The organism is Citrobacter sp. LST-B2, from assembly GCF_057983045.1.
This window is the reverse complement of record NZ_CP192598.1, coordinates 2,601,972-2,625,857: the sequence shown is the minus strand read 5'-3', so window position 1 is coordinate 2,625,857 and position 23,886 is coordinate 2,601,972. Positions and strand designations below refer to the sequence as shown.

Genomic DNA, 23,886 nt, shown 5'->3' with positions numbered 1-23,886 from the left:
CGATATTTTATTTATCTGTACTTTAACAAGGAATAAAAATGAAAACCTTACTGTCCTCTTCAGCGCTGCTGATATGCGCTGGGATGGCCTGCGCGCAGGCTGCCGATAATAAAGACTGGCATTTTAATATTGGTGCCATGTACGAAATTGAAAACGTTGAAGGTTACGGCGAAGATATGGACGGACTTGCTGAACCGTCTGTCTATTTTAATGCCTCGAACGGTCCGTGGAGAATATCCCTGGCCTATTATCAGGAAGGCCCGGTTGACTATAGTGCTGGCAAACGCGGTACCTGGTTTGATCGCCCGGAACTGGAAGTTCACTATCAGATCCTGGAAAGTGATGATTTCAGTTTTGGTTTGACGGGTGGCTTTCGTAACTACGGCTATCACTATGTGAATGAAGCGGGCAAAGACACCGCAAATATGCAGCGCTGGAAAGTGGCGCCGGACTGGAATGTGAAGCTCACGGATGATTTGCGCTTTAGCGGATGGCTGGCGATGTATCAATTCGTCAACGATCTGAGTACCACCGGCTATTCAGACAGTCGTGTCGAAAGCGAAACGGGCCTGAATTATTCCTTTAATGAAACGGTGGGACTGACGGTAAATTACTATCTGGAGCGCGGTTTCAACCTTGCTGAACATCGTAATAATGGCGAGTTTTCTACTCAGGAAATTCGCGCCTATTTACCGATTTCGCTGGGCAATACCACGCTGACACCCTATACCCGTATAGGTCTGGATCGGTGGTCAAACTGGGACTGGCGAGACGATCCGGAGCGTGAAGGTCATGACTTCAACCGTCTCGGATTACAGTATGCCTATGATTTCCAGAATGGTTTGTCGATGACGCTGGAATACGCCTATGAGTGGGAAGATCACGATGAAGGTGACAGTGACCGGTTCCATTATGCGGGCATAGGCGTTAACTACGCCTTCTGATAGCCCTGGCTGCCCGTGTCAATTACGGGCAGCCATTCGCTCAGGCCAGAGATGCGGTCAGAGAGATACGGGTTTCGACGGTGATGGAGCGAGCGTCAGTTTTCCCGGCAATATGCTTAAACAACAGATCGCAGCTTTGCTCGCCGAGTTCACGTGTCGGGACGTCAATGCCGCCGGGCGGAGGGGTGAGAATAAAAGAGAGCATTTCGTTGCTGTAACCGACGACCGCCAGCTGCTGCGGAATGGCAATTTTTCTCTCCGACGCTGCGCGATATAAACTGAGGATCTTAATGCTGTCGGTGGCAAAAACAGCATCCGGTAAGGGGTGCTGGTTTAATAATGCTCTCGCCGCTTCCAGCGCACTTTCGTGCGTATAGCCACCATCAATAATCCAGCGTTTATTCTCTGCCAGTTGATGCGTCGCCAGACTGCGCTTATAGCCATTTACGCGATCAACAGAAACATGGTATTCCAGCGGCGCATGCAAACAGGCAATATTCTGATGGCCGCTGTCAATCAGGGCATCAGTCAGTGCAATACTGTCACGATAATTATCGGTATCGACCGAGTAAACGTGAGTGTATTGACCTTCTACCTTACCGATGACCACCACTGGAATATCATATTTATCCAGACGCTCGAAAAAAGTCTCATCTGCGGGCGAACTAAGCATGATAATGCCTTTGATCATCTTCTGCTTAATCTTGCTCTCGCACTTTTGCAGATCGTCTTCAGTACTACGTGACGTTTGTAGGATCACGTCGAAACCTTCCTCCTCTGCTTTTGCGGTAATGGCGTGCAAAACTTCAGAGAAGAAGGGGTTACCGGCAGTTGTTTTGGTCGAGCGTGTTGAAATCACCATGATGGCGTCAAACCCGGATGAGGTCAGGGCGCGGGCCAGTTTATTCGGCTGATACTGCAGTTCATCAATAGCGCGCTGCACTTTTTCCAGCGCTTCCGGTGAGATATTGGTTTGCTTGTTTAATACGCGCGAGACCGTCGACTTCGACACACCCGCCACGCGAGCGATATCATAAATAGTGGGGGTCATACTCCTGCAACTCCATCGGAGAGTTAATACCATACATCTTAGGGAGTTAGTCTGCGGTTGACAACACAGCGCGGTGGATTGTGCCGTGTAGCAATGAACTTCATGAATCAGCATTTCTGTGGCAGCCCGAACCTGGCGCGGCAGATTGATTGCAGACCATTGCATGAAGTTATCGGGTTTGATAAAACCTGATATCCCATCCTTTAATAATGCGACGCTCATGATGCAAAGCCACTCTTTCCTGGTCCCTTTTCAGGGCAAAACGCTTTACGCTGAAAGTACGTTTGGCCGCAATGGACATGTCCTGATGCTACACGGCGGCGGGAAAGACAGAACCATTTTCCACAAGTATCGCGTTATGTTGGATGAGTCAGGTTTTGGAACGACGATATTCGATTTTTTAGGTCATGGAGAAACCGGCGGCGACATTCGCGATTCCTCGTTGTTGAGCCGCACCCAACAGGCAACGGCGGTGATGGATTTTCAGGGGCAGATTTTTACCGGTTGTGTGGGCGTCAGCATGGGGGCGTACAATGCGCTTCAACTCAGTAAAATGGTTCCGCTGCGCTCGTTGATTCTGATGGTGCCAGGTGTCTATGCCACGCCCGCGTATCCGGTTAAATTTGGCCCCGATTTTTCGGCCATCATACGCCAGGATCGCAGTTGGGACGCGACGGATGCGTGGGCCATCACCGCTGAATTTACCGGTGATTTGTTGGTTATCGCTGCCGAAAATGACACCATCATCCCTGCCGATATACCGAAAAAACTGGTCTCGTCGGCAGCGCAGGCCTGCCAAAAGACACTACTCACGATCGATGGGGCGGGTCATAACTCGATCTGGGAGCAGTTGATGCGTTCAAGAGCATGCTATGAAAGTGTTCGCTCGGCTTTTGAACGCTGCTTAGCTCATTAGCATACTTTTATTTCAGCCTGTCCTGTTTTCCCTTAACGGGGTCAGTCGGGTGAACATCCCACTCGACACAACCCGATTGAAAATCAACGACCTGCCCCTATATTAGAGGGATGCGTTATACTTTTTTCTGGTCTTCAGGCATAACGGGATGGCGATGAAGAGACTCACCACTGAACTCAATGCGCTGGTTAATCGCGGTGTTGACCGGCATTTGCGCCTCGCGGTCACGGGGCTGAGCCGGAGCGGAAAAACCGCATTTATCACGGCGATGGTTAATCAGTTGCTCAATATCCATGCCGGTGCGCGGCTGCCGCTGCTTAGCGCAGTACGCGAGGAGCGCCTGCTCGGGGTGAAACGTGTCCCCCAGCGAGATTTTGGCATTCCTCGCTTTACCTACGATGAAGGGCTGGCCCAGATGTATGGCGATCCGCCGACGTGGCCGACGCCCACCCGTGGCGTTAGCGAAATTCGCCTGGCGCTGCGCTATAAATCCAATGACTCTCTGCTACGTCACTTCAAAGAGACGTCGACGCTGTACCTGGAAATTGTCGATTATCCCGGCGAATGGCTGCTCGATCTACCGATGCTGGCGCAGGATTACCTGAGCTGGTCACGGCAAATGACCGGTCTGCTTACCGGGCAGCGAGCGGAATGGTCGGCGAAATGGCGACAACTGACGCAAGGGCTGGATCCGCTGGCACCCGCCGATGAGAACCGCCTGGCCGACATTGCAGCAGCGTGGACGGACTATTTGCATCAATGTAAACAGCAGGGACTGCATTTCATCCAGCCGGGGCGGTTCGTCCTGCCTGGTGATATGGCCGGCGCGCCAGCGTTGCAGTTTTTCCCCTGGCCGGATGTGGACGCGTGGGGTGAATCAAAACTGGCTCAGGCAGACAAGCAGACTAACGCCGGGATGCTGCGTGAACGCTTTAACTATTACTGCGAAAAGGTGGTGAAGGGGTTCTATAAGAACCATTTTCTGCGTTTCGACCGCCAGATTGTGCTGGTGGATTGCCTGCAACCGCTCAACAGCGGGCCGCAGGCGTTCAACGACATGCGTCTTGCCTTAACTCAACTGATGCAAAGTTTCCATTACGGTCAGCGTACGCTGTTCCGTCGGCTGTTTTCACCGGTGATCGACAAACTGCTGTTTGCTGCCACCAAAGCGGATCATGTGACGATCGATCAGCACGCCAATATGGTGTCGCTGCTGCAACAGTTGATTCAGGATGCCTGGCAGAACGCCGCGTTTGAAGGGATCAGCATGGATTGTCTGGGGTTGGCCTCCGTTCAAGCTACCACCAGCGGGCTGATTGACGTGAACGGTGAGAAGATCCCGGCGCTACGCGGGAATCGCTTAAGCGATGGCTCTCCGCTGACGGTCTACCCCGGTGAAGTGCCGGCACGTCTGCCGGGACAAGCGTTCTGGGACCGCCAGGGATTTCAGTTTGAAGCATTTCGACCGCAAAAAATGGACGTCGATAAGCCGCTGCCGCACATTCGCCTGGATGCCGCGCTGGAGTTTTTAATAGGAGATAAATTGCGATGAGCGAACCGATAAAACCGCGGATTGATTTCGCTGGTCCGCTTGACGTCGAGCAGAGCCCGGCTTTTAAAGCGCAACAAACGTTTAGCGAGACGCAAGCTCAGTCCTTTGCCCCGGCCACCGTTGATGAACCGCTGGAAGAAGAGGGACAAGCCGAAGCGGTGATTGACGCGGCGCTACGCCCTAAGCGCAGTCTGTGGCGCAAGATGGTGATGGGCGGCCTGGCGCTGTTCGGCGTAAGCGTGGTGGGACAAGGTGTTCAGTGGACAATGAACGCCTGGCAAACCCAGGACTGGGTGGCGCTCGGCGGTTGCGCGGCCGGGGCGCTGATTATTGGGGCGGGAGTCGGATCGGTGGCAACCGAATGGCGACGTCTGTGGCGTTTGCGTCAGCGTGCTCACGAGCGCGATGAAGCGCATGACCTGCTGCACAGCCACGGTGCCGGCAAAGGACGGGCCTTCTGCGAGAAACTGGCCCAGCAGGCCGGAATCGACCAGTCGCATCCGGCGTTGCAGCGCTGGTATGCCTCGATCCACGAAACGCAGAACGATCGCGAAGTGGTCAGCCTTTACGCCCATCTGGTTCAGCCGGTGCTGGATGCTCAGGCGCGGCGAGAAATCAGCCGTTCGGCGGCGGAGTCGACGCTGATGATCGCAGTCAGTCCGCTGGCGCTGGTGGATATGGCATTTATTGCCTGGCGCAATTTGCGACTGATTAACCGCATCGCCACGCTGTACGGGATAGAGCTGGGCTATTACAGCCGTTTGCGTCTGTTCCGACTGGTGTTGCTCAACATCGCTTTTGCCGGAGCCAGCGAACTGGTACGGGAAGTGGGGATGGACTGGATGTCGCAGGATCTCGCGGCGCGCCTGTCGACCCGAGCCGCGCAGGGGATCGGCGCGGGGTTGTTAACCGCACGACTGGGGATCAAAGCGATGGAGCTTTGCCGCCCGTTGCCGTGGCTGGACGATGACAAACCGCGCCTGGGTGATTTCCGGCGTCAATTGATCGGGCAGCTCAAAGAGACGTTGCAGAAAAACGGCTCCCCGCGAGAAAAGTAATCTAATCACAGGCGTTGACCGCGTAACTTTACGCCGAACCGCCTGTTTTTCCGTCATGCTGTCAATATTTGTTGACAGAATCCTTCCTGGTTCCCCATTCCTGGCTTATCATCATATCTATAGCTCATTATTCAGTTGAAGGTTCCCCCATGCGTCTGGAAGTCTTTTGTGAAGACCGACTTGGTCTGACTCGCGAATTACTTGATTTACTGGTGCTACGCAGCATCGATTTGCGCGGTATCGAGATTGACCCCATCGGGCGAATCTACCTTAACTTTGCTGAACTGGAGTTCACTAACTTCAGCAGTTTAATGGCGGAAATTCGCCGCATTGCAGGCGTCACCGATGTACGCACTGTGCCATGGATGCCATCAGAGCGGGAGCACCTCGCGCTTAGCGCGCTGCTTGAGGCACTGCCTGAACCTGTTCTGTCGCTGGATCTGAAAAGCAAGATTGAGATAGCGAACCCGGCAAGCTGCCAGCTGTTTGCGCTTAACCCGGAGCGGATGCGCAACCATACCGCTGCACAACTGATCAACGGTTTTAACTTCCAGCGCTGGCTGGAAGGCAATCCGCAGACGTCCCATAACGAACATGTGGTGATCAACGGGCAGAATTTCCTGATGGAAATCACGCCGGTTTATCTGCAAGGGGAAACTGACGAAACCATGCTCACCGGTGCGGTGGTCATGTTGCGTTCAACACTCCGGATGGGACGTCAGTTGCAGAATCTGGCAACCCAGGATGTCAGCGCTTTTAGCCAAATCATCGCCGTCAGCGGAAAAATGAAGCATGTTGTCGAACAGGCGCGCAAACTGGCGATGCTGAGTGCGCCGCTGTTGATTACCGGCGATACCGGCACCGGTAAAGATCTGTTTGCGTATGCCTGTCACCAGGCCAGCCCGCGCGCGGGCAAACCGTATCTGGCGCTCAACTGCGCGTCGATCCCTGAAGATGCGGTGGAAAGCGAACTGTTTGGTCATGCGCCAGAAGGCAAAAAAGGCTTCTTCGAGCAGGCAAACGGCGGTTCGGTGCTGCTTGATGAGATTGGTGAAATGTCGCCGCGCATGCAGACCAAGCTACTGCGGTTCCTCAATGACGGTACGTTTCGTCGGGTGGGGGAAGATCATGAGGTACATGTCGATGTGCGCGTGATCTGTGCGACGCAAAAGAATCTCGTTGAACTGGTGCAGAAAGGGCTGTTTCGCGAAGATCTCTATTATCGCCTTAACGTGCTGACGCTGAATCTGCCGCCGCTGCGCGATTGTCCACAGGACATCATGCCGCTGACTGAACTGTTTGTGGCGCGTTTCGCCGATGAGCAGGGCGTGCCGCGTCCTAAACTGGCTGCCGATCTCAGTACGGTATTGACCCGTTACGGCTGGCCCGGCAATGTGCGTCAACTGAAAAACGCCATCTACCGGGCGCTGACGCAGCTTGAAGGTTACGAACTGCGACCGCAGGATATTTTGCTGCCTGACTACGATGCGACGACGGTTGCGGTAGGTGAAGATGCGATGGAGGGGTCGCTGGATGATATCACCAGCCGTTTTGAGCGCTCAGTGTTAACCCAGCTTTATCGCAGTTATCCCAGTACCCGCAAGCTGGCGAAACGCCTGGGGGTATCCCATACCGCGATTGCGAATAAGCTGCGTGAATATGGCCTGAATCAGAAGAAGGGCGAAGAGTAAAAAAATGCCTCCGAAATGGAGGCATTTTTGTATGACGGGGACCTTACGCTTTCAGGACTTCCAGCGCAGCGGCATAGTCAGGTTCGTTGGTAATTTCATTCACCAGTTGGCTGAAGATGACGTTGTCATTTTCATCCAGAACGACGACCGCACGCGCGGCCAGACCTTTCAGCGGGCCTTCGGTGATTTCAACGCCGTAGTTTTTCAGGAATTCAGCGTTACGCAGCGTGGACAGCGTGATAACGTTGCTCAGACCTTCAGCGCCGCAGAAGCGGGACTGGGCAAACGGCAGATCGGCAGAAACACACAGCACCACGGTATTGTCGATTTCAGTGGCCAGTTGGTTAAACTTACGTACCGATGCCGCGCAAACGCCGGTATCGATGCTCGGGAAAATGTTCAGGACTTTGCGTTTGCCAGCAAACTGGCTCAGTGCGACGTCAGACAGATCTTTTGCCACGAGGGTAAAAGGCTGCGCTTTGCTACCCGCTTGAGGAATGGAGTTGGCGACTGCAACCGGGTTGCCCTGGAAATGAACGGTTTGTGACATGGTTATCTTCCTGTTTACATATAGTTAACGTCACAGCTAGTTTATGCCAACAGCCGATAACACGGCAAACGCTATTTCGGTGAAGCGCACAAACCACCACGTCATTGCTTAAGGAGAAAAAATGCGTTCTGTGAAGGTATACGAGGAAGCCTGGCCGTTACATACCCCTTTTGTGATTGCCCGTGGCAGCCGCAGTGAGGCGCGTGTCGTGGTGGTTGAACTGGAAGAAGAGGGTGTGAAAGGGATTGGTGAGTGCACGCCCTATCCGCGTTACGGGGAAAGCGATGCCTCCGTAATGGCACAGATCATGAGCATTGTCCCGCAACTGGAAAAGGGGTTGACCCGGGAAGCGCTGCAAAAAATGCTCCCGGCAGGTGCGGCACGCAACGCGGTTGACTGTGCGCTGTGGGATCTCCAGGCACGCCAGCAGCAACAAACGCTGACGGAAACCCTTAACGTGGCGCTGCCGACGACAATTGCCACCGCACAGACCGTCGTGATTGGTAGCCCGGAACAAATGGCGGCCAGCGCAGCGGCGCTATGGGAAGCCGGAGCCAGGCTGCTGAAGGTGAAGCTGGACGATCGCCTGATCAGCGAACGTATGGTGGCGATTCGGTCGGCAGTACCGGAAGCGACCTTAATTGTCGATGCCAATGAGTCCTGGCGGGCGGAAGGGCTGGCGGCGCGCTGCCAGCTGTTAGCCGATTTGGGTGTCGCGATGCTGGAACAACCGCTTCCGGCGCAGGATGATGCTGCGCTGGAAAATTTTATCCATCCGCTGCCGATCTGCGCCGATGAGAGCTGTCATACTCGTAGCAGCCTGAAAGCGCTGCATGGGCGTTATGAAATGGTCAATATCAAGCTGGACAAAACCGGCGGATTGACAGAGGCGCTGGCGCTGGCTACCGATGCCCGCGAACAAGGATTTGCCCTGATGCTGGGCTGCATGCTTTGCACGTCACGGGCCATTTCTGCCGCATTACCGCTGACGCCGCAGGTCAGCTTTGCCGATCTTGATGGTCCTACCTGGCTTGCGGTCGATGTGGAGCCCGCATTGCACTTTACGACCGGACAACTGCATCTTTAGGATGCCAGCGCAGAAGCGTGGACATCGCCTGGAGATATTTCTCGCTGGCCTCATCTGATGAGATCGGTGGGAATTCCGCTGTGATGCAGTGTAAATTCAGATCCGCACACCAACTGCCGAAAGAGCCGGGCGTTTCGTAACCAACGCTTGTCACCAGCGGTAGTTCGAACGCTTGCGCCAGCCATTCACCGAGCTCGCTGCTTTTGGGATCTTCAATACAAGCCAGTGGGTCATGGAAAGAGACCACCCACGCGGGGTGAATGCGGTGAATGAGCTGACATAACGCCTGAGTTTCCGGTTCCGAACCCGGATGATCCCCTGTCAACAGCACCACGTCACGCGTTTCCGCAGCGCTGTTCCAGCGATAAACCGTCTCGCCGGCTTTCCAGTTTGCTGACGGAAAATTGCGATTAAGGTCGACGCCGTTAGCGTTCGCACGCAAACCGAGCTGACAGCCGTCCGGGTTCACTGCGAGGATCACATGGTGGCGGCGCAGTGAAGGCGTCAGCGTGCGCAGTGCGCAGGAGAGCGTGACCACCGATGCATTTTCGTCACCATGCGTTCCCGCGATAATCAAGCCACTGTCACGACTGGCGACGGCTGCCGGAAACCAGATCAGCGGTGCACCCAACAGTGAACGACCATAATGTTCAGTTCCTGGCGGGAAGGCGCCGCGTTCGGCGCGAGGGCGGGTAACGGTCATAAGCGTCTCTGAATTCAGGGATTATTACTCGCAGTGTTGTGCAAATTGGGTCGATAATCAAATCGTTTTCGCATGGACGGATTTTTAGTCGTAATATCAATTTTCTGCAGGAAGATGTTTGCATTTCCTTCAGGCGAAACAAATAATTACGCCATCGTGAATAAGCCGGATTGAGGGGACTCTATGAAGCACGCTGTTTCAGTAACCTGTTGTGCGCTGTTGGTTAGCAGCATTTCTCTGTCATATGCTGCGGATGTTCCCAGCGGAACGGTACTGGCAGAGAAGCAGGAGCTGGTTCGCCATATAAAAGATGAACCGGCGACGCTTGATCCGGCAAAAGCGGTTGGCCTGCCGGAAATTCAGGTTATTCGCGATCTGTTTGAAGGACTGGTGAACCAGAACGAGAAGGGTGAAATCGTACCTGGCGTCGCCACACAATGGAAAAGCAACGACAATCGCATCTGGACGTTTACGCTGCGGGATAATGCGCGTTGGTCTGATGGTACGCCGGTGACCGCCCAGGATTTTGTCTATAGCTGGCAACGCCTGGTGGATCCGAAAACGCTGTCGCCCTTTGCATGGTTTGCCGCGCTGGCAGGGGTCAATAACGCCCAGGCGATCATTGATGGCAAAGTGACGCCCGATAAGCTCGGTGTGACCGCCATTGATGCCCGCACCCTGAGAGTGCAACTGGATAAGCCGCTGCCGTGGTTCGCCAACCTCACCGCCAGTTTTGCGTTCTATCCGGTGCAAAAAGCCAACGTGGCAAGCGGTAAAGACTGGACCAAACCGGGCAACCTGGTGGGGAATGGCGCCTACGTGTTGCAGGATCGCGTGGTGAATGAAAAGCTGGTGGTGGTGCCGAATACGCAGTACTGGGATAACGGAAAAACGGTGCTGCAAAAAGTGACTTTCCTGCCGATTAATCAAGAGTCATCGGCCACTAAACGTTACCTGGCGGGTGATATTGATATCACCGAATCATTCCCGAAAAATATGTACCAGAAGCTGTTAAAGGACATTCCAGGGCAGGTTTATACGCCACCGCAGTTGGGAACCTATTACTACGCCTTTAACACGCAAAAAGGGCCAACGGCGGATTCCCGCGTGCGTCTGGCGCTGAGCATGACCATTGACCGTCGCATTATGGCTGAGAAAGTGTTGGGTACCGGGGAAAAACCGGCCTGGCACTTTACTCCGGACGTCACTGCCGGTTTTACGCCTGAACCGTCTCCGTTCGAACAGATGAGTCAGGAAGAGCTGAATGCCCAGGCGAAAACGCTGTTGCGTGCGGCGGGATACGGTCCGCAGAAACCGCTTAACCTGACGCTGTTATACAACACCTCTGAGAACCACCAGAAAATCGCCATCGCGGTGGCTTCGATGTGGAAGAAAAACTTAGGTGTGGATGTGAAGCTGCAAAACCAGGAGTGGAAAACTTACATCGACAGCCGTAATACCGGGAATTTCGATGTGATTCGTGCTTCCTGGGTGGGGGATTACAACGAGCCTTCGACCTTCCTGTCGCTACTGACGTCGACGCACTCAGGCAATATTTCCCGTTTTAACAACCCGGCGTATGACAAAATCATCACTCAGGCGACGATGGAAAACACGGATAAAGCGCGTAATGCGGACTACAATGCGGCGGAAAAAATCCTCATGGAGCAGGCACCCATTGCGCCAATTTATCAGTACACCAACGGGCGCTTAATCAAACCGTGGCTGAAAGGGTACCCGATCATGAACCCGGAAGATGTGGCCTACAGCCGGACCATGTATATCATCAAGCACTAACCCTCCGTCAGCGGGCGCGGAAACGCGCCTGCCGTTCACACCGTATAAATGCGGATATCATGTTCGCGAAACGCCTCGCAATACGCCTTGCTGATATTCGCTTCAACTACCATGACATCGATCTCACTGCTCTGGGCGACGACATAGCGAGCCACCGCCGGGATCTTGTCCGCCGTCAGCGCGACAATGGTCTCATTACACTGTCGGATCACTGCGCGTTTGAATTCACAATCGGCGTAATCAAACCCGGTCAGACCGGATTCCGGCGCCATCGCACAGCCGCCGATAAACCCCTGGTCGAATAACATCCCCTGAACCTGCGCAATCGCCGAAGCGCCGACGCAACCACCAGAAGAGCGCTGCAGCTGACCGCCGAGCATGATGACGTCATACAGGGGCTTTTTTAACAGTACGGCAGCGATTTCCGGCGAGTTGGTCACCACGGTCAGAGACAGTTCTGCCGGAAGCGCCTCCGCCATCGCCAGGTTGGTCGTACCGGTGTCGATAAAAATACAGCTACCGGATTTGACCAGTCGCGCACATTTTTGCGCGATGCTGCTCTTTTGGTCGGGCTTCTTCGTTTTGCGAATGGAATAGTCACCCGCTTCCGGCAGCATCATTACCGCGCCGCCATACACCTTCTTGCAGATGCCTTCCTTGCTGAGTTCATGGAGATCGCGGCGAATCGTGTGCTCCGAGACGTTCAGCCGGGAGGCGAGGTCACTGCATACCACGCGCCCATACTCCTGCAGGATCTGCTGAATCAGGGCTTGTCGTTGTTCCGGGAAAGCTGCATAATCGAGCATAATAAATCCTGAAAACCATATCATCGAGCAATATAGAGCATGATCGGGCAAAACGGTCAGTGCTGTCAACATTCTGACGGGTTGAAACGAGGTGAAACATGAAAATCGCACATATGGCGTTATGGACCACAGAACTGGAAGCGCAGGCGCGCTTCTGGACCGGTTTTTTTGGCGGGACGCTTAATGAGAAATACATCAGCAAGAACAACCCCGGATTTGAGTCTTATTTTGTGCGCATCGGTGATGATATTGCGATTGAACTGATGACGAAACCCGCCCTGCGAGCCCTGCGCCCGGATAACCAGACGACCGGGTGGGTGCATCTGGCAATCGCGGTTGGCAGTGCTAAAAAAGTGGATGCGCTGGCAAAAAAAGCACGGGCGCAGGGGATCCTGGTTTCACCACCGCGCACGACCGGGGACGGTTATTATGAAGCGGTCATCAAAGACCCGGACGGGAATTTCATCGAAATTGTTGAATGAACAGAAAATAACGCATTGTCTGAGTAAGGAGCCTCAGGTAAATATGTCCTGAGGCTATCACGAGTCGTGCAGGAGCGTCTTACATTAACCCTGACTGCTATTATTGAGATAGAGTGTCTGGCTCGGGAATGCGAAATCAGCGCCATGGCTCTGCACGATATCAATAATGTTAAGATAAACCTGTTGTTGAACCGCTAACCACTCTTCCCAGACCGTTGTTCGGGTAAAACAATACACCATAATATTTAATGAAGAGTCACCAAAGCCGTTAAAATAGACCAGCAGCGTTTGTTGCTGATCGATATCGGCATGGGTTTGTAGCATTTGTCGAATAGCATTGACGATCGTGCCCACTTTGCTGGCATCTTCGTAACGTAACCCGACAACCGTGTTGATTCGACGGTTACTCATCCGACCGGGATTCTCTACGCTAATCGAGGAAAACACAGAGTTTGGAACGTATAACGGACGGTGATCAAAGGTGGTGATTTTAGTCATCCGCCAGCCAATTTCCGCCACGGTGCCTTCGATATTGCGATCCGGGGAACGTACCCAGTCGCCGATACTGAAGGGGCGATCGAAATAAAGCATAATGCCGGAAAAGAAGTTACTGAGGATATCTTTCCCTGCCATGCCCACGGCGATGCCGCCGATGCCGCCAAAGGTGAGTAACCCCGACAGGCTCATGCCGAAGTGTTCACCATAAAGCAAAATAATGACGACAATGAGGGTGATTTTGATAATCCGCGATAAAATTCGCGCGCTGGTGACGTCTCGCCCTTTTTTAATTTGCGATTTTTCAAACTGATTAATCACCAGAAACAATTTAATAGTCAGAATCAGGGCGATCAACGACGTACAGACAAAGTCGATAATACTGGATGAAACCGCGCTGATATTATAATGGCTAATAACGGTGTTAGCGATTCGCCCTAATGTACCGATAATCAGCGCATAAATAAGAAACTGAGCCGTATGGAAGACAAACCCTTTCTTGCGTTTATGTGCATGACGAAAGAAAACATTCATCAGAATTAAGCTAAAGACGCTACTCAAAATAACCGTCAGATTGAAGACGTTTTTAACGAACAGCTCTGCAAACATATTTATCCCCGGCTTTCCGCTGCCACTGACATAACAAAAAATAAACTGCAACTCATTAATGGTACTCAGGATAAACATTCAAGTCATCAATAAAAAGGGGGAATAAATAGCGCTTTTAGCGTTTTTACGCAAAGGCGCTTTCAATGTGACGGATTTGTCAGGGGAACTGATGCAGACTTTTTCATATTGTCATGGTATTGTTGCGCTAAGGTAACAAAAGTTTGGTGACAGAAGGACACTATGATGATAATGGAAAAGCTGAAGACGGCGAAGGGCAAAAAGTTTCTGCTCTGCCTGCTGGGTGTGTTTATTATTGCCGCATCGGTTGTCACGCGCGCCACGATCGGTGGGGTGATTGAACAGTATGATATTCCGCTTTCTGACTGGACGACGTCGATGTATGTCATTCAGTCATCAATGATTTTCGTCTATAGCCTGGTGTTCACTGTGCTGCTGGCCATCCCGTTGGGAATTTATTTCCTCGGCGGTGAGGACAAGCATTAAAAGAAAAGGCCCAAATCATTGGGCCTTTCGTTTTTTACACAACGCGTTAGTCGTCTTCCTCGTCGTCAAGCTCAACGGGCGTCTGGTACTGGTCGGGTTTGATGACCAGCAGGTCACAACGCAGATGATCGATGACCTGTTCTGCTGTATTCCCCAGGAAGGCAGCGGAAATGCCCGTGCGGCCCACTGTACCCAGAACCACAATCCCCGCCTGCAGATGTTCCGCTAAATCGGGGATTACCTCTTCCGGTAATCCTTTCTCAACGTGTGTGACTTTCTCGTCGATACTGAATTTTTGCCGCAGCGCTTTCATTGCCAGCAGGTGCTGACCGCGAATCGCATCGTTGTAGACGCTGGGATCAAATTCCGGCAGTTCAATCGCGATGTTGATCGGCGTGACAGGGTAGGCCCCGACCAGATGCACCTCAGTATGGTTGACCTGTTCGGCGAGTTGCAGCGTCTCTTTTACCAGCTTCTCATTCAGCGCATTATGGTAGGGTTCTTCACTGGCCAGGTTTACCGCCACCAGCGCTTTACCGCCTTCCGGCCAGGGTTGATCTTTCACCATCCACACCGGACTTGGGCATTTACGCAGCAGATGCCAGTCGGTAGGAGTGAAGATCACTGCTTCCAGTCGGTCATGCTGGTGCGCCATTTTCAGCACCAGATCGTGTCCGCCGCTGATCACTTCCTGAATAATGGCTTCAAAAGGACGGTTGTGCCAGACCACTTTAATTTCAACAGGAACGCCTGCTTCAATGTAGTATTTTGCTTGTTCGCGTATCCACGCCGTCCGCTGACTAATGACGCCCTGACGCATTGCCGTACGCTCATCAGGCGACAGCAGGGTGGTCATCTCGTAGGAAAAGTCATAGATCGGCAAAAAGGCTTTAATTTTGCCACCAATCCGTTGATGCAAATAAACCGCACGCCGTAACGCAGGTTGATCGTCCTGATTCGGATCGATAACCACCAGCATGTTTTGATACATAGCCATACAGGGTCTCCTTACAACTGTCATCGCAGTTTGTAACTAAAAGAGTAACCCAAGAATGTGAATTGAAACAGGGAAGAACCTTCTGTCAGATCAATAAATCAGGAAAATTTAACGATTCGACAGAAGGGTTTCAGAAGGGTTGCGGAAAGATTAAGCAACGTTGCGGGTGTGTCCGGCGAGAACCGCCAGCGCATCACTGTTTTCGATAGTGATGTATTTCCCTTTCACCGCCAGCATTCCGCTTTTCTGGAAACGACCCAACAAACGGCTGATTGTTTCAACAGTCAGGCCCAGGTAGTTACCGATATCGCCACGGGTCATGGTCAGACGGAATTCACGTGGAGAGAAGCCACGCTGCGCAAAGCGACGAGACAGGTTATAGATAAATGCCGCCAGACGCTCTTCCGCGTTTTTCTTCGACAGCAACAGGATCATATCCTGGTCACCTTTGATCTCACCACTCATCAGACGCATCATCTGCTGACGCAGATTAGGCATTTTGCCGGACAGATCATCAAGAGTCTCAAACGGGATTTCACAGACCATTGAGGTTTCCAGTGCCTGCGCAAAACTCGGATGATGGCCGCTACCAATCGCGTCGAAACCGACCAGGTCGCCCGCGAGATGGAAGCCGGTGATTTGCTCATCGCCTTGTTCAGTAATGGTATAGCTCTTGATCGTACCGGAACGAATGGCATAGAGCGATTTCAGCTCATCACCCGCTTTAAACAGCGTCTGGCCTTTCTGGATCGGCTTTTTACGCTCGATAATATTATCAAGCTGATCAAGCTCATGCTCGTTAAGTGTGAACGGGATGCAAAGCTGGCTGATACTGCAATCCTGGCAATGGATAGCACAACCGCCAGACTGAATGCGCCGTATAATTCGCTTTTCCGGGATCATAGGTCTGCTCAAGCCGTAATTGATATTTGTCAATTTTAACATCTTTTTGGTGAGCACGTAAGTCTGAGGTCACCCCAATAGCGGATAATTCCGACATGTGTGAATAAAATATTTCTATCCCTTTGAAAAACCTTACTTTCCCTGTGGCGTCTTTACGTAAAAGTGTGAGCAAGAAGGCACGAATTGCCTGGATACTACAGCAACAGGTAACCTTCATGGCGCAACAACCACTCTTTCCGCTGCACGCCACCGGCGTAACCGGTCATGGTGCCGTTACGTCCGATCACGCGGTGGCAGGGCACCACGATGCTGATCGGATTTGAACCGTTCGCCGCGCCAACCGCTCGCGCCGCACCAGGGCGTCCCAGTTGCTCAGCCAACTGACCGTAGTGCATCACCTGACCACAAGGAATAGTGCGTAAGGTTTGCCAGACTTCCCGCTGAAAAGGAGTGCCGCCGGTGGCGGTTGGCAGCGTATCGATCGCGCTGAGGTTACCGGCAAAATAGTCGGCAAGTTTGTCGCACAGACCGCCCGGATTGGTCGCACTAATACGGGTATAACCTTGTGCGCGGTAATGAATATCCAGCAGTTGCACCATGCGCTCACTGTACTGTTCCCACTCGATAGCGCGAAGTCTGAACTGCTCGTCGCAAATGACCCAAAGTGGGCCCAGCGGGGTCATCATTTTCTCTTCCAGTAGTGTCAGCATCGGTTGCCTCGTTGGCATGCAGTCGGTGGGGCATCAACGTATCATGGTCACTGCCAGCAGTGCTATACCCCTGATTTGGGATAAAAAAATAGAGCCTGTCGACATCCGCCAGACTCTACAGTACACACAGCAGTTTATCCTTCATCTATGCCCGTTATTTTTCCTGGTGGCGGGTAATGTCTTATAGCAAGAACCGTTTAACTATGCCAGCAAACTGGAGTGATTGATTTCACGAAAATCTAAGGTAAATCAACCAGATTAAACGGCACTGCTGCACTGTTTTACTCTGAGTAAAACCAGCGTTAATTAGTAAAGCAAAGGTATGTGACACGTGGATGTTTACTGGAAGCATCTGTAAACCGTTGTCGCCCTCCAGGGGGACGGCTATGATAGTAGCTGCCTTTAAAAAGCGGGAGGACACAGCATGAATCTTGACGACAAATCGTTATTTCTTGACGCCATGGAGGATGTTCAGCCGCTGAAACGTTGCGCCGACGTACACTGGCAGCCCGTGCGCAATGTGCGGACCCCGCAACGTATTGATACACTCCAGCTTGATAATTTTCTCACCACCGGTTTTCTGGAGATCGTCCCGCTGGCGCAACCTTTAGAGTTTCGCCGTGAGGGGCTGCAACAGGGCGTACTCGATAAGCTGCGTACGGGGAAATACAGCCAGCAGGCGAGCCTCAATCTGTTGCGTCAGCCAGTGGAAGCCTGTCGTCAACAGCTGTACAGCTTTCTGCTCCAGTCGTTACGCGATGGACTGCGCAATGTGCTGATCATTCACGGTAAAGGGCGAGACGATAACTCACATGCCAACATCGTGCGCAGCTATCTGGCACGCTGGTTGACCGAATTCGACGAGGTTCAGGCCTACTGCACGGCGCTGCCACATCACGGCGGCAGCGGAGCGTGCTATGTGGCGTTGCGTAAATCCGCACAGGCGAAGCAGGAAAACTGGGAACGTCACGCCAAGCGCAGCCGTTAATGCAGTAAAAGCGACAACTCCTGCGCGGCTTTTTGCAGCTCGGGCAGTACGCGGCTGCGCAGCTCGTCCGCCGTCACCTGTCCGGCATGTACACCCACATTCAGCGCCGCCTGGACCTGACCCTGGCTGTTCATCAGCGGCACAGCAATGGACCGCAGCCCCATTTCCAGTTCCTGATCGTTGAGCGCATAGCCCTGCTGCCGGACTCTCTTCAGTTCGGCGCGCAGGGCGGGGACGGAATCCACAGTCTGCGAGGTGTAGCGGATCATGGTGATGCGCCCGAGCATGTCGTTCAGCTTGTCCTCAGAAAGATGGCTAAGCAAAACGCGTCCCATTGAGGTGGACCACGCGGGCAGCCGACTGCCGATGTCCAGATCGATGGTCATAATGCGTGAGCTGGAGGCGCGGGCGATATACAAAATATCGTCACCGTCGAGGGTGGCGATGGAACAGGATTCATTGAGCATTTCGCTCAGATGTTTCAGAACCGGTTGTGTGGCGCGAGCCAGCGGAGTGGAGGCCAGATAGGCATGTCCCAGTGCCAGGATCCGCGGACGCAGTTCGAAATTTTTCCCATCTTCGGCATAAACGAAACCCAGTTTTCCTAGCGTATACAGACAGCGTCTGACTGCCGCGCGCGGGATCCCGGTTTTCTGGCTAATCTGCGATATCGACATAACCCGTCGCTGCGGCGTGAACGCCTGAATCACCTCCAGCCCGCGTGCCAGTGATGCCATATAGTTTGGATCGCCCTTAAACGGATCGGTCTCGTTGTTCAGTCGGTCATCAGGATGTTTTTCCACTGTTTTCCTCTCGTTGTTCGCCACGGATCACATTCTTCGTACAAACATAAACGATGTTCGATTATCGCACCATATTTCGATTATCGCCCTTGCCTGACTTCGTTAAGTGGGTCACATTTTGTGCGAACAACGCAAAAATGTGCGAAATCCGCACCACAAGGAGCGAGCTGATGATTGATAAAAGTGTGCCTTCGCTGGAGGAGGCCATCGCCGGGATCCCGGACGGTGCGACCATCATGATTGGTGGTTTTGGTACGGCCGGACAACCCACCACATTGATTGATGCGCTCATCGCGCAGGGGGCTCGCGACCTTACCATCATCAATAACAATGCGGGTAACGGTGAAGTCGGTCTGGCGGCACTGTTGAAGGCCAGACGCGTACGCAAAATGATCTGCTCTTTTCCGCGTCAGGTGGATTCACAGATTTTCGATGACCTGTATCGCCGTGGCGAGGTTGAACTGGAGCTGGTACCCCAGGGGAATCTGGCGGCGCGCATTCAGGCTGCCGGTGCTGGCCTGGGGGCTATCTATACGCCAACAGGCTACGGTACGCCGCTGGCTGAAGGCAAAGAAACCCGCCACATCGAAGGGAAAAACTATGTGCTCGAATACCCGATTAACGCCGATTTTGCCCTGATAAAGGCGGATCAGGCCGATCGCTGGGGGAATCTGGTGTACCGCAAAGCGGCACGAAACTTTGGTCCGATCATGGCGACCGCCGCGCAAACCACGGTGGTGGAGGTGAATCAGATTGTCCCTCTCGGCGAGCTTGATCCCGAGCACGTCATCACGCCGGGGATTTTTGTCCAGCGCGTATTTTCTCTGGAAAACCTCACCCACGCCGCGCTGCGCGCCTAAGGAGTAAACGATGAAGAAATTATCCCGTGACGAAATGGCCAGACGCGTAGCGCAGGATATCCCGGAAGGGGCATACGTCAATCTGGGGATTGGTTTACCAACCCGTATCGCGAACTACCTGCCTGCGGAAAAAGAGATTTTCCTGCACAGTGAAAATGGTCTGCTCGGGATGGGGCCAAAACCGGCGGAAGGGGAAGAAGATCCGGAGCTGATTAATGCCGGGAAAGAGTACGTCACGCTGTTGCAGGGCGGTTGCTATTTCCACCATGGTGACTCCTTCGCCATGATGCGCGGCGGGCACCTGGATATCTGCGTGCTGGGGGCGTATCAGGTCTCAGCCTCCGGGGATCTCGCCAACTGGAGCACCGGCGCGCCGGACGCCATTCCCGCTGTGGGCGGCGCGATGGATCTGGCGATCGGCGCGCGTCAGGTATTTGTGATGATGGACCATCTGACCCGCGACGGCGAGTGCAAACTGGTTGAACACTGTACCTATCCCTTAACCGGCATGGGCTGCGTCAGCCGCATTTATACCGACCTGGCGGTGATCGACATTACCGATTCGGGACCGGTTGTCCGGGAAATTTTCAATGGTCTGTCTTTTGAGGAACTGCAACGTCTGACGCCGGTGACTCTGAGCTGTGAACCGCTGGCGCAAAGCGCATAAGGAACTATGATGAATCAGGCATTTATCTGCGATGCAGTACGCACACCGTTTGGTCGATTCGGCGGAACGCTGGCGAACATCAGGGCCGACGATCTGGCCGCTATTCCACTGAAAGCACTGCTTGAACGCAACCCAGACCTTGATCCTGCGGCGATCGATGACGTGATTTACGGCTGTGCGAATCAGGCGGGAGAAGATAACCGCAACGTGGCGCGGATGGCGCTGCTGCTGGCCGGGTTGCCGGAAAGCGTTCCGGGCAGTACGGTAAACCGTCTGTGTGGTTCCAGCCTCGATGCTATTGGTATTGGCGCGAGAGCGATTAAAAGCGGCGAAACACAGCTGATGATCGCCGGTGGTGTGGAGAGCATGTCACGTGCGCCGTTTGTGATGGGCAAAGCGGAAAATGCGTTCAGCCGCAACATGAAAATCGAAGACACTACGATTGGCTGGCGCTTTATCAACGCGCAAATGAAAGCCCGCTATGGCGTGGATTCTATGCCGGAAACGGCAGAAAACGTGGCGCAGGAGTTTGGCATAACGCGCGCCGATCAGGATGCGTTTGCGCTGCGCAGCCAGTTGAGAACCGCTGCCGCTCAGGAACAGGGGCTGTTCGCACAAGAGTTAATTTCAGTGACAGTGTCACAAAAAAGAGGCGAGCCGCTGCTTTTTGGCAAAGATGAACATCCGCGTGCGACATCGCTGGAGGCGCTCGCCAGGCTGAAAGGGGTCGTCCGTCCTGACGGTACCGTGTCGGCGGGCAATGCGTCTGGCGTTAACGACGGTGCCTGTGCGCTCCTCATCGCCAGCGAGCAGGCGATGGCGCAGCAAAGTCTACATCCGCTGGCGCGGATTGTCGGCGTGGCAACTGCCGGCGTCGCCCCGCGAATTATGGGGTTTGGCCCGGCGCCAGCGGTCCGTAAAGTACTGGCGCAGACGGGCTTAACGCTTGGCCAGATGGATGTTATCGAGCTTAACGAGGCGTTTGCCGCGCAGGCACTGGCGGTGATGCGTGATTTGGGGTTACCCGATGATGCCGCGCAGGTGAATCCTAACGGCGGTGCGATTGCCCTCGGTCACCCGTTGGGGGCATCAGGTGGGCGTCTGGCGATGACCGCCGCTTACCAGTTGCAGCGTACCGGCGGACGCTATGCACTCTGTACCATGTGCATTGGCGTCGGCCAGGGGATCGCATTGATTATTGAACGTGTGTAAGGAGCAGGAATGACCTTGCTAACCCCGTTGATGCGCGGAACGGCGCTCACGGCAGAATTTTCAGACATCCAGCTTCTTCAGGGGATGCTCGATTTTGAGGCCGCGCTTGCCCGTGCGCAGGCGGCCTGCGGCGTGATACCGGCAACGGCTGTCGGGCCTATCACCCAGGCTTGTCATGCGCAGGAGTTTGATCGACAAGCACTGGCAGAATCGGCGCGGGCGGCGGGCAATCTGGCCATTCCGTTGGTGCAACACTTAACCGCGCGGGTGAAGCGTGAGGATCCTGACGCCGCACGTTACGTACACTGGGGGGCAACCAGCCAGGATGTGATCGATACCGGACTGGTCCTGCAATTGCGAGTGGCGCTCAATCACACGCAATGTGCGCTGAGTCAATTGACGGCGGTCTTTGCTCAGCAGGCGCATCGCTATCAGCATACCGTCATGCCGGGTCGCACCTGGATGCAGCAGGCGCTGCCGGTGACCTGGGGGCTAAAACTGGCCGGTACGCTTGATGCGCTGCTGCGCTGGCAGGAACGCCTGCAATCGCTGTTGCCGCGTGTACTGGTGCTGCAGTTTGGCGGTGCGGCGGGAACGCTGGCGTCACTTGGGCAGAACGCGCTACCGGTGGCAGAGCGACTCGCGCAGGAACTGGCGTTGACGTTGCCAGATACGCCCTGGCATACCCAGCGCGATCGGCTGCTGGAAGTGGGGGCATGGTACGCCGGTGTCGGCGGTACTCTCGGTAAGTTTGCTCAGGACTTCGCGCTGCTGATGCAGACCGAAGTGGCGGAAGTGAGCGAACCCGCCGTCGCGGGTCGGGGCGGATCGTCGGCGATGCCGCACAAGCGAAATCCGGTGAGCTGCGCGGCGATCCTCACTGCCATGCAGAAAACGCCGGGACTGATGGCCACACTCTACAACAGTCAGTTACAGCAGCATGAACGTGCGCTCGGCGGCTGGCAGGCAGAATGGGAAGTTCTGCCGGAGATCGTCATGCTGGTCGGGCACGCAATTGAGGAAACCCAATCGCTCGTCCTGAATATGCAGGTCTTCCCGCAAAAGATGCGTGACAATCTGGATATCACTCAGGGCCTGATGATGGCGGAATCGGTCACGCTGGCATTGGCGGCGTTTATCGGCAAGCAGGATGCCCATCATCTGATTGAAAGGCTGTGCCATCGCGCGGTGACAAGCGGTCATTCCCTGCATTCGGTACTCGTTGAGGAGCCGCAGGTGATGGCCCATCTTAATGAATCTCAACTGGTGGCGTTACTGGACCCAGGCACGGCAACGGGCTGCGCGGCGCAGTTTGTGCAACGCGTGCTTGCACGTTATGAGGAACAACAGCATGGAACTGAATTACCAGATTGATGGCCCGGACGACGCGCCGGTGGTAGTGCTATCCAATTCTCTCGGTACGACGCTTGCGATGTGGGCGCCACAGCTTGCGGCGCTGAGCGCGCAATATCGAGTGCTGCGTTATGACACCCACGGACATGGCGCGACGAACAATATGGGGCCAACCGATCTCGCCCGGCTGGGGCAGGATGTGATTGCGTTACTCGATCACCTGGATATCCCGGCAGCGCATTTTTGCGGGATCTCAATGGGAGGACTCACCGGGCTGTGGCTGGCCTGTCATCAGCCGCAACGAGTGCTGAGCGTAACAGTGATTAACAGCGCTGCACGTATAGGCGACGAGGCGAGTTGGCGCGCCCGCGCGCAAAGCGTTCGTCAGAATGGACTGCGCGAGATTGCCGCCAGCGCCCCGGAACGCTGGTTCAGCCCTGCTTTTCGTCAGTCGGCACCGCAAACGGTCGCTGCATTGTGTGAGCAACTCGCCGCGTCGTCAGCCGAAGGGTACGCCGCCTGCTGTGAAGCGCTGGCAACGGCCGATTTGCGTGAGCAAATTGCCGGGATCACACGGCCAGTGCTGCTGATTGCCGGTGAAAATGACCCCGTCACCACGGTGGACGACGCTCAGTTTATGCACCAGCGTATTGCCGGTTCTGTACTGGCTGTGGTGAAGGCGTCCCATTTATCCACTATTGAAGCGCCGGGTGCGGTGAACGCGGCGTTGTTATCGTTTCTGGGAGGACAATATGCAGGATGAAGAACGTTATCAGCAGGGAATGGCCGTACGCAGGGCGGTTCTGGGCGATGCGCATGTTGACAGGACGGTGGAAAACCTGACGCCGCTGAATGAAGAATTTCAACACTTTATTACCCGTTATGCCTGGGGCGATATCTGGAGCCGCCCCGGACTGGATCGGCATACGCGCAGTATGATAACCATTGCGATGCTGATTGCGTTAAACCGCGAAGCGGAGCTAAAAATGCATCTCAATGCCGCGTTCAACAACGGCGTGACGCGTGAGGAGTTGAAAGAGCTGATCATGCATTCGGCACTTTATTGCGGTCTGCCCGCCGCCAATGCGACATTGCATCTGGCACAGCAAGTTTTTGACCAGCGCGACGCTGACGGGAAGTAAATCAGG

The 23,886-nt window shown here is 54.2% G+C and carries 25 protein-coding genes; 16 read left to right on the top strand and 9 right to left on the bottom strand.

Annotated elements, in window-relative coordinates; all coding sequences use genetic code 11:
* Nucleotides 1–38: 38 nt before the first annotated feature.
* On the top strand, nt 39–944 hold the full coding sequence (locus tag ACQ0PY_RS12575) for an OmpG family monomeric porin (protein ID WP_044267157.1): 906 nt from the start codon (nt 39–41) through the stop codon (nt 942–944).
* Nucleotides 945–984: 40 nt separating this feature from the next.
* Here the strand turns inward: ACQ0PY_RS12575 and ACQ0PY_RS12570 are convergent, their stop codons facing one another.
* Nucleotides 985–1,995 (bottom strand): LacI family DNA-binding transcriptional regulator, encoded by a 1,011-nt coding sequence (locus tag ACQ0PY_RS12570; RefSeq protein ID WP_043000568.1) that lies wholly within the window; start codon nt 1,993–1,995, stop codon nt 985–987.
* Between the two features lie 220 nt (nt 1,996–2,215).
* Between ACQ0PY_RS12570 and ACQ0PY_RS12565 the strand changes: the two genes are divergently transcribed.
* The 4 genes from ACQ0PY_RS12565 (at nt 2,216) to tyrR (ending at nt 7,212) form a co-directional block, all read left to right on the top strand.
* Entirely contained in the window at nt 2,216–2,911 is a 696-nt protein-coding gene (locus ACQ0PY_RS12565; RefSeq protein WP_157959983.1) for an alpha/beta fold hydrolase, read from the top strand.
* 154 nt (nt 2,912–3,065) lie between these two features.
* The gene (locus ACQ0PY_RS12560; RefSeq protein ID WP_109740630.1) at nt 3,066–4,463 is read left to right on the top strand and encodes a YcjX family GTP-binding protein; all 1,398 of its coding nucleotides are present in this window, start codon (nt 3,066–3,068) and stop codon (nt 4,461–4,463) included.
* Nucleotides 4,460–5,521, top strand: coding sequence for a YcjF family protein (locus ACQ0PY_RS12555; protein ID WP_109740273.1), 1,062 nt, complete (start codon nt 4,460–4,462; stop codon nt 5,519–5,521). Before ACQ0PY_RS12560 ends, ACQ0PY_RS12555 begins: the two co-directional genes overlap by 4 nt.
* Before the next feature lie 149 nt (nt 5,522–5,670).
* Entirely contained in the window at nt 5,671–7,212 is a 1,542-nt protein-coding gene (gene tyrR / locus ACQ0PY_RS12550) for a transcriptional regulator TyrR (RefSeq protein WP_043000570.1), read from the top strand.
* A 43-nt stretch (nt 7,213–7,255) separates the two neighbouring features.
* Here tyrR and tpx read toward each other — a convergent pair whose 3' ends face one another.
* Nucleotides 7,256–7,762, bottom strand: coding sequence for a thiol peroxidase (gene tpx / locus ACQ0PY_RS12545; RefSeq protein ID WP_043000571.1), 507 nt, complete (start codon nt 7,760–7,762; stop codon nt 7,256–7,258).
* A gap of 121 nt (nt 7,763–7,883) precedes the next feature.
* Between tpx and ycjG the strand changes: the two genes are divergently transcribed.
* On the top strand, nt 7,884–8,849 hold the full coding sequence (ycjG, locus tag ACQ0PY_RS12540) for an L-Ala-D/L-Glu epimerase (protein WP_044267153.1): 966 nt from the start codon (nt 7,884–7,886) through the stop codon (nt 8,847–8,849).
* On the opposite strand, the gene mpaA is transcribed toward ycjG, so the two are convergent.
* On the bottom strand, nt 8,824–9,552 hold the full coding sequence (gene mpaA, locus ACQ0PY_RS12535; protein ID WP_043000573.1) for a murein tripeptide amidase MpaA: 729 nt from the start codon (nt 9,550–9,552) through the stop codon (nt 8,824–8,826). The two genes, ycjG and mpaA, sit on opposite strands and share 26 nt — an antisense overlap.
* Before the next feature lie 183 nt (nt 9,553–9,735).
* Between mpaA and ACQ0PY_RS12530 the strand changes: the two genes are divergently transcribed.
* On the top strand, nt 9,736–11,349 hold the full coding sequence (locus ACQ0PY_RS12530; RefSeq protein ID WP_044257762.1) for a peptide ABC transporter substrate-binding protein: 1,614 nt from the start codon (nt 9,736–9,738) through the stop codon (nt 11,347–11,349).
* Nucleotides 11,350–11,384: 35 nt separating this feature from the next.
* On the opposite strand, the gene ACQ0PY_RS12525 is transcribed toward ACQ0PY_RS12530, so the two are convergent.
* Entirely contained in the window at nt 11,385–12,155 is a 771-nt protein-coding gene (locus ACQ0PY_RS12525) for a DeoR/GlpR family DNA-binding transcription regulator (protein WP_109740272.1), read from the bottom strand.
* Between the two features lie 98 nt (nt 12,156–12,253).
* Here ACQ0PY_RS12525 and ACQ0PY_RS12520 point away from each other — a divergent pair, with 98 nt between their 5' ends.
* On the top strand, nt 12,254–12,637 hold the full coding sequence (locus tag ACQ0PY_RS12520) for a VOC family protein (RefSeq protein WP_044257766.1): 384 nt from the start codon (nt 12,254–12,256) through the stop codon (nt 12,635–12,637).
* 84 nt (nt 12,638–12,721) lie between these two features.
* On the opposite strand, the gene ACQ0PY_RS12515 is transcribed toward ACQ0PY_RS12520, so the two are convergent.
* A complete protein-coding gene (locus tag ACQ0PY_RS12515) occupies nt 12,722–13,741 on the bottom strand; it encodes a mechanosensitive ion channel family protein (RefSeq protein WP_044257829.1) in 1,020 nt (339 codons plus the stop codon).
* 243 nt (nt 13,742–13,984) lie between these two features.
* Between ACQ0PY_RS12515 and ACQ0PY_RS12510 the strand changes: the two genes are divergently transcribed.
* Entirely contained in the window at nt 13,985–14,245 is a 261-nt protein-coding gene (locus tag ACQ0PY_RS12510; protein ID WP_043001925.1) for a DUF2534 family protein, read from the top strand.
* A gap of 46 nt (nt 14,246–14,291) precedes the next feature.
* Here ACQ0PY_RS12510 and uspE read toward each other — a convergent pair whose 3' ends face one another.
* The 3 genes from uspE to ogt all read right to left on the bottom strand — a co-directional run bounded on the left by uspE (nt 14,292) and on the right by ogt (nt 16,855).
* The gene (gene uspE / locus ACQ0PY_RS12505) at nt 14,292–15,242 is read right to left on the bottom strand and encodes a universal stress protein UspE (RefSeq protein ID WP_043000578.1); all 951 of its coding nucleotides are present in this window, start codon (nt 15,240–15,242) and stop codon (nt 14,292–14,294) included.
* A 150-nt stretch (nt 15,243–15,392) separates the two neighbouring features.
* A complete protein-coding gene (gene fnr, locus ACQ0PY_RS12500; protein ID WP_003020397.1) occupies nt 15,393–16,145 on the bottom strand; it encodes a fumarate/nitrate reduction transcriptional regulator Fnr in 753 nt (250 codons plus the stop codon).
* A 194-nt stretch (nt 16,146–16,339) separates the two neighbouring features.
* A complete protein-coding gene (gene ogt / locus ACQ0PY_RS12495) occupies nt 16,340–16,855 on the bottom strand; it encodes a methylated-DNA--[protein]-cysteine S-methyltransferase (protein WP_043000579.1) in 516 nt (171 codons plus the stop codon).
* A 424-nt stretch (nt 16,856–17,279) separates the two neighbouring features.
* Between ogt and smrA the strand changes: the two genes are divergently transcribed.
* Complete coding sequence (smrA, locus tag ACQ0PY_RS12490) at nt 17,280–17,843, top strand: DNA endonuclease SmrA (RefSeq protein WP_043000580.1); 564 nt, start codon at nt 17,280–17,282, stop codon at nt 17,841–17,843.
* Here the strand turns inward: smrA and ACQ0PY_RS12485 are convergent.
* Entirely contained in the window at nt 17,840–18,646 is an 807-nt protein-coding gene (locus ACQ0PY_RS12485; protein WP_043000581.1) for an IclR family transcriptional regulator domain-containing protein, read from the bottom strand. The two genes, smrA and ACQ0PY_RS12485, sit on opposite strands and share 4 nt — an antisense overlap.
* A 170-nt stretch (nt 18,647–18,816) precedes the next feature.
* Here ACQ0PY_RS12485 and ACQ0PY_RS12480 point away from each other — a divergent pair, with 170 nt between their 5' ends.
* Genes ACQ0PY_RS12480 through pcaC form a run of 6 tightly spaced genes read left to right on the top strand, consistent with a single transcriptional unit; the run spans nt 18,817 to nt 23,880 of the window.
* The gene (locus tag ACQ0PY_RS12480) at nt 18,817–19,506 is read left to right on the top strand and encodes a 3-oxoacid CoA-transferase subunit A (RefSeq protein WP_043000582.1); all 690 of its coding nucleotides are present in this window, start codon (nt 18,817–18,819) and stop codon (nt 19,504–19,506) included.
* 10 nt (nt 19,507–19,516) lie between these two features.
* Nucleotides 19,517–20,173, top strand: a complete 657-nt coding sequence (locus ACQ0PY_RS12475; protein WP_043000583.1) for a 3-oxoacid CoA-transferase subunit B — start codon at nt 19,517–19,519, stop codon at nt 20,171–20,173.
* A gap of 9 nt (nt 20,174–20,182) precedes the next feature.
* Nucleotides 20,183–21,385, top strand: coding sequence for a 3-oxoadipyl-CoA thiolase (gene pcaF / locus ACQ0PY_RS12470; RefSeq protein WP_109740271.1), 1,203 nt, complete (start codon nt 20,183–20,185; stop codon nt 21,383–21,385).
* Between the two features lie 9 nt (nt 21,386–21,394).
* Complete coding sequence (locus ACQ0PY_RS12465; RefSeq protein WP_043000585.1) at nt 21,395–22,759, top strand: 3-carboxy-cis,cis-muconate cycloisomerase; 1,365 nt, start codon at nt 21,395–21,397, stop codon at nt 22,757–22,759.
* Nucleotides 22,737–23,501 (top strand): 3-oxoadipate enol-lactonase, encoded by a 765-nt coding sequence (gene pcaD, locus ACQ0PY_RS12460; RefSeq protein WP_043000586.1) that lies wholly within the window; start codon nt 22,737–22,739, stop codon nt 23,499–23,501. The genes ACQ0PY_RS12465 and pcaD overlap by 23 nt, the downstream gene beginning before the upstream one ends.
* Nucleotides 23,491–23,880, top strand: coding sequence for a 4-carboxymuconolactone decarboxylase (pcaC, locus tag ACQ0PY_RS12455; protein WP_043000587.1), 390 nt, complete (start codon nt 23,491–23,493; stop codon nt 23,878–23,880). Before pcaD ends, pcaC begins: the two co-directional genes overlap by 11 nt.
* The last annotated feature ends 6 nt before the right edge of the window (nt 23,881–23,886 follow it).